The organism is Actinotalea sp. JY-7885 (genome assembly GCF_014525465.1).
In the GTDB taxonomy this organism is placed as follows: Bacteria; Actinomycetota; Actinomycetes; order Actinomycetales; family Cellulomonadaceae; genus Actinotalea.
In genome coordinates this window covers 1-4302 of sequence record NZ_JACEXH010000228.1, presented here as the reverse complement: position 1 = coordinate 4302, position 4302 = coordinate 1, and the positions used below count along the sequence as shown (strand labels likewise).

Annotated in this window: 4 protein-coding genes, 1 tRNA gene and 1 pseudogene; all 6 read right to left on the bottom strand. The window is 75.2% G+C overall.

Features of this window, described 5'->3' with window-relative positions:
- Window positions 1-1520: LutB/LldF family L-lactate oxidation iron-sulfur protein (locus tag IDM29_RS15280; RefSeq protein WP_188037736.1), on the bottom strand; the 1520-nt coding region annotated here is incomplete at its 3' end.
- A complete protein-coding gene (locus IDM29_RS15275) occupies window positions 1517-2338 on the bottom strand; it encodes a (Fe-S)-binding protein (RefSeq protein WP_182111518.1) in 822 nt (273 codons plus the stop codon). The genes IDM29_RS15280 and IDM29_RS15275, both read right to left, overlap by 4 nt.
- A 209-nt stretch (window positions 2339-2547) precedes the next feature.
- A tRNA-Ala gene (locus IDM29_RS15270) sits at window positions 2548-2620 on the bottom strand.
- A gap of 64 nt (window positions 2621-2684) precedes the next feature.
- Window positions 2685-3383 carry a histidine phosphatase family protein gene (locus IDM29_RS15265; protein WP_182111519.1) on the bottom strand — a complete coding sequence of 233 codons (699 nt, stop codon included), beginning with the start codon at window positions 3381-3383 and terminating at the stop codon, window positions 2685-2687.
- On the bottom strand, window positions 3383-3769 hold the full coding sequence (gene rsfS, locus IDM29_RS15260) for a ribosome silencing factor (RefSeq protein ID WP_182111520.1): 387 nt from the start codon (window positions 3767-3769) through the stop codon (window positions 3383-3385). The genes IDM29_RS15265 and rsfS overlap by 1 nt, the downstream gene beginning before the upstream one ends.
- Window positions 3766-4302 (bottom strand): annotated as a pseudogene (locus tag IDM29_RS17420) (hypothetical protein); the annotation flags it as partial. The gene rsfS and the pseudogene IDM29_RS17420, both read right to left, overlap by 4 nt.

The window sequence follows — 4302 nt, the reverse complement described above, 5'->3', positions numbered from 1 at the left end:
GCGTCCCCGCCCGCGCCGCGGCCCGCGCCGGTGCTCGTGCCGCGAGGGCGTCGCGCCAGGCCGTCCCGGAACGAGCGGCGCGGCAGCACCGGCAGGTCACGCGTGGCGGTCCACAGCGAGCCGGGCCAGGGCAGACGCCGAATCCGGCGTCCTCCCAGCACGCGGCCGGCGAGCGCGAGGCCGCGCAGGGCCCACCGGAACCGGCCACCCGAGGACATCGCCGCGGCGGCCGCCGCCATGGCGGTCCCCATCGCGCTCGGGTGGGCGCCGTCGCCGTCGTGCAGCGCGCGGTCGCGCAGGTGGACCAGCGCGGTGGGGATGTCGATCTTCACGGGGCACGCGTCGTAGCAGGCGCCGCACAGCGAGCTCGCGAACGGCAGCGACGCCGTGGCCGCGTCGCGGGACTCCAGGCCCAGCAGCTGCGGGGTGAGGATCGCGCCGATCGGACCGGGGTACACCGACCCGTACGCGTGGCCGCCGGTCCGCTCGTAGACCGGGCAGACGTTCATGCACGCCGAGCAGCGGATGCAGTGCAGGGCGGAGCGCCCGATCTCGTCCGCGAGCGCACGCGTCCGACCGTTGTCGAGCAGCACGAGGTGGAACTCCTGGGGCCCGTCGTCCGGCGTCACACCGGTCCACATGGTCGTGTAGGGGTTCATCCGCTCACCGGTCGAGGACCGGGGCAGCAGCTGCATGAAGACCTCGAGGTCCCGGTACGTCGGCACGACCTTCTCGATGCCCACCACGCTGACCAGGGTCCGCGGCAGCGTCAGGCACATCCGCCCGTTGCCCTCGGACTCCAGGACGGCGACCGTGCCGGTCTCGGCGACCGCGAAGTTCGCCCCGCTGATCGCGACGTCGGCGCGCAGGAACAGCTCGCGCAGGTGCGCCCGGGCGGCCATCGCCAGCTCACGCGGGTCGTCCGTGAGCCCGGTCGGCACCTCCGCCATGCGCGAGGCGAAGATCTGCCGGATCTCGTCGCGGTTGCGGTGGATCGCCGGCACGAGGATGTGCGACGGCCGGTCGCCGGCGAGCTGGACGATGAGCTCGGCCAGGTCGGTCTCGTGGGCGACGACGCCCTCGGCCTCCAGGTGCTCGTTGAGGCCGATCTCCTGCGTCGCCATGGACTTGACCTTGACGACCTCGCGCGCGCCGGCGGCCCGGACGATGTCCGTGACGATGCGGTTCGCCTCGGCCGCGTCGCGTGCCCAGTGGACCGTCCCGCCGCGCGCGGTCACGGCCGCCTCGAGCTGCTCCAGCAGCTCCGGCAGCCGCTGCATGGTGTCGGCCTTGATCGCGGACCCCGCGTCGCGCAGCGCCTCCCAGTCGGGCAGCTCGGCGGTGACGTGCAGTCGCTTGTCCCGGATCGTGCGGGTCGCCCGGCGCAGGTTGGTCCGCATCTGGCCGTCGGCGAGCGCATCGTGAGCCGCGACCGGGAACGTCGGCCCCCACCGCAGCGGGGCGACGGGCTCGGTCGCAGGCTTCGGCGGCACCGCGGGCATCCCCAGGTACGTGCTCATCGGGCGCGTCCCGTCCGCGCGGAGGCGGCCGATGCGGCGCGGGTCCCGCGCCGCGCGGGCGGCCGCCACGGGTCCTCGCGCGTGCTCGCGAGGATCTCCGCCAGGTGCACCGAGCGCACCGGCGCGCCCAGCCGGGACAGCGCGCCGTCGATGTTCATCAGGCAGGACCAGTCCCCCGCCGTGACGAACTCGGCCCCGGTGCCGACCACGGACGCCGCCTTGTCCGCGACCATCGCCGAGGAGGTCTCGGAGTTCTTCAGGGCGAACGTCCCGCCGAACCCGCAGCACTGGTCGGCGTCCGGCAGGTTGACCAGCTCGAGGCCGCCGACGGCCCGCAGCAGCGTGGTCGGGCGGTCGCCGACCCGCAGCATCCGCAGGGCGTGGCAGGTCGGGTGGAACGTCACCGAGTGCGGGAACCAGGCGCCGACGTCGGTCACGCCCAGGACGTCGACCAGCAGCTCGGACAGCTCGTAGGTGCGCGCGGCGACCTCCTCGGCCGCACGCGCGAGCCCGGGGTCCCCGGCCTGCCGGGCGACGCGGCCCTGCTGGTGCCGCGTCGAGGCCACGCACGACCCGGACGGGGCGACGACGGCGTCCCACTCCCCCTCGGCGACCGGCCAGAAGGTGCGGACGTGGTTGCGCACGATCGGCGCGGCCTGCCGGGGGTAGCCCGAGTTCACGTGCATCTGGCCGCAGCAGGCCTGGCCGGACGGCACCACGACCTCGTGGCCCAGCCGCTCGAGCAGGCGCACCGTCGCGGCGGCTGCGTGGGGGAACAGGCCGTCGACCAGGCACGTGGTGAAGACGGCGATGCGCATGAGACCTCGTTGTCTGCGGGCCGCCGGGCGGGGACCGACGAGGTCCGACGGCAGCGGTTCGGGCGAGGATCACGCTAACCGATCGTCGCGGCGACACGCAGAGCCGCTCGTCCGAGCACGCACGGCGGCGCCGCCGGCCCGCCGTGAACCGGCAGGAACCCCACCGACGACGAGAGGCCGCCCCGAAGGACGGCCTCTCGATGATCGGGTGGAGCTGAGGGGACTCGAACCCCTGACCCCCTGCATGCCATGCAGGTGCGCTACCAGCTGCGCCACAGCCCCGCTGCCCCGGAGGGCTCGTTGAGTCTAGGGGATCTCTCGCCCCGAGAGCCAATCCGCCCCGCGCTCAGCTGCGCAGCGCGTCTCCCGTGCTGGACGGCATCGCGTCCGTCGGGACGCCGGCGTTCCAGTCGTCGACCGCCACCGCGGGCCCGAGGTTGTGGGACTCGACGTACCAGGCCGGCGGGATGTCCCGGTGGCTCGCGCGCAGCAGCGACCAGTGCGCGTTGTGGAGCCCGCCCAGGCCGCGCCAGCCCGCCGGGTCCAGCCCGAGGAGCGCGACGAGCCCGAGCGTGATGGCCGCGCCGTGCGAGACGGCCACGAGCGTGCCGCCGTCCTCGACCGCCGCCGCGTGCTCCGCGACCGCCTCGCTGACGCGAGCCGCCACGGTCGCCCGCGCCTCCGCGCCGTCGCGGTCCGGGTCGCGCCCGCCGCGCCAGGTCGCGTACGCCTCGGGCCAGCGCTCCTGGATCTCGCTCGCGGTCAGCCCTTCCCACGCGCCGAAGCGGCGCTCGCGCAGGCGCGGGTCGACCTCGACCTCGACCCCCGTGAGGTCACCCAGCGCGCGCGCCGTCGCCACGGCCCGGGCGAGGTCGGAGGAGACGATGCGGCTGGGCGCGTGCCGCTGCGCGAGGTGCTGCGCGGCCTCCGCGATCTGCCACCGGCCGACGTCGTCCAGCGCGATGTCCGTGCTGCCCTGCAGCCGGGCGTCGGCGTTCCAGGCAGTGCGGCCGTGCCGCCACAGGACGACGGCGCGCGCCGCCATCAGTCCGCCTGCCCGTCCCCGCCCCGGGCGTCCTCGGGGAGCTCGACGACGGGGCAGTCGGCCCAGAGCCGCTCGAGCGCGTAGTAGACGCGGTCGTCCGCGTGCTGCACGTGCACGACGACGTCGCCGAAGTCGAGCAGGACCCAGCGCGCCTCGCGCACGCCCTCGCGCCGGATCGCCTTGACGCCCTGCTTGTGCAGGGTCTCCTCCACGTTGTCGACGATGGCGGAGACCTGGCGCTCGTTGGTCGCGGAGGCGATGAGGAAGACGTCGGTGAGCACGAGGCGCTCGCTCACGTCGAGGGCGATGATCTCCTGCGCCTTGAGGTCGGACGCCGCACGTGCGGCGGCGATCGCGATGTCGAGGGCTCGGTCGGAGGCGGTCACAGATGTCCTGTCGTTTCGGTGGTGCCCGCGCGATCGGCGGGCGAGGAGGTGGCGGCTGCGGGGGCGGGCTCGGCGCCGTCGGTCGGAGCGGACTCGCGCATCCCGACCATGAAGATCAGCATGCCGAGCACGAACGCGACCGCGACGAGCACGATCATGTGCAGCCAGGTGTAGGGGTGCGCGCGAGGTGGCTCCGGCGTGGCGTCCTCGTGGTCCGGCGCCTCGGCGACGGCCGACGCGGCGTCCTCGGGGAGCTCGGCGGGCCGGGGCCGCTCGGCCACCGCACCCGTGGCCAGCGGCGTGGGGGTCCAGCCGGTCGGGGTGGGCGCCACGTTGCTCCAGCTGGGCGCCAGGGGCGCCGCGCCGTCGACGTCAGTGACCGGGGTGGTGGGGACCGGCAGCGCCTTCGAGCCGAACGTCTGCCCGGCGCGGAGCGGCCTCCCGGTGGGCGCGACACCCGCGGACGGCGGGTCGGTCGCGACGGGCAGCTGCGTGGTCGGGTCGTCGGCGGCCCGCGGTCCGCCGGCGACCGG

Bases quoted from the DNA above. Each gene is read 5' to 3' on its own strand.
- IDM29_RS15275 (WP_182111518.1), bottom strand. From the start codon at position 2,338: ATGCGCATCGCCGTCTTCACCACGTGCCTGGTCGACGGCCTGTTCCCC.
- IDM29_RS15265 (WP_182111519.1), bottom strand. From the start codon at position 3,383: ATGGCGGCGCGCGCCGTCGTCCTGTGGCGGCACGGCCGCACTGCCTGG.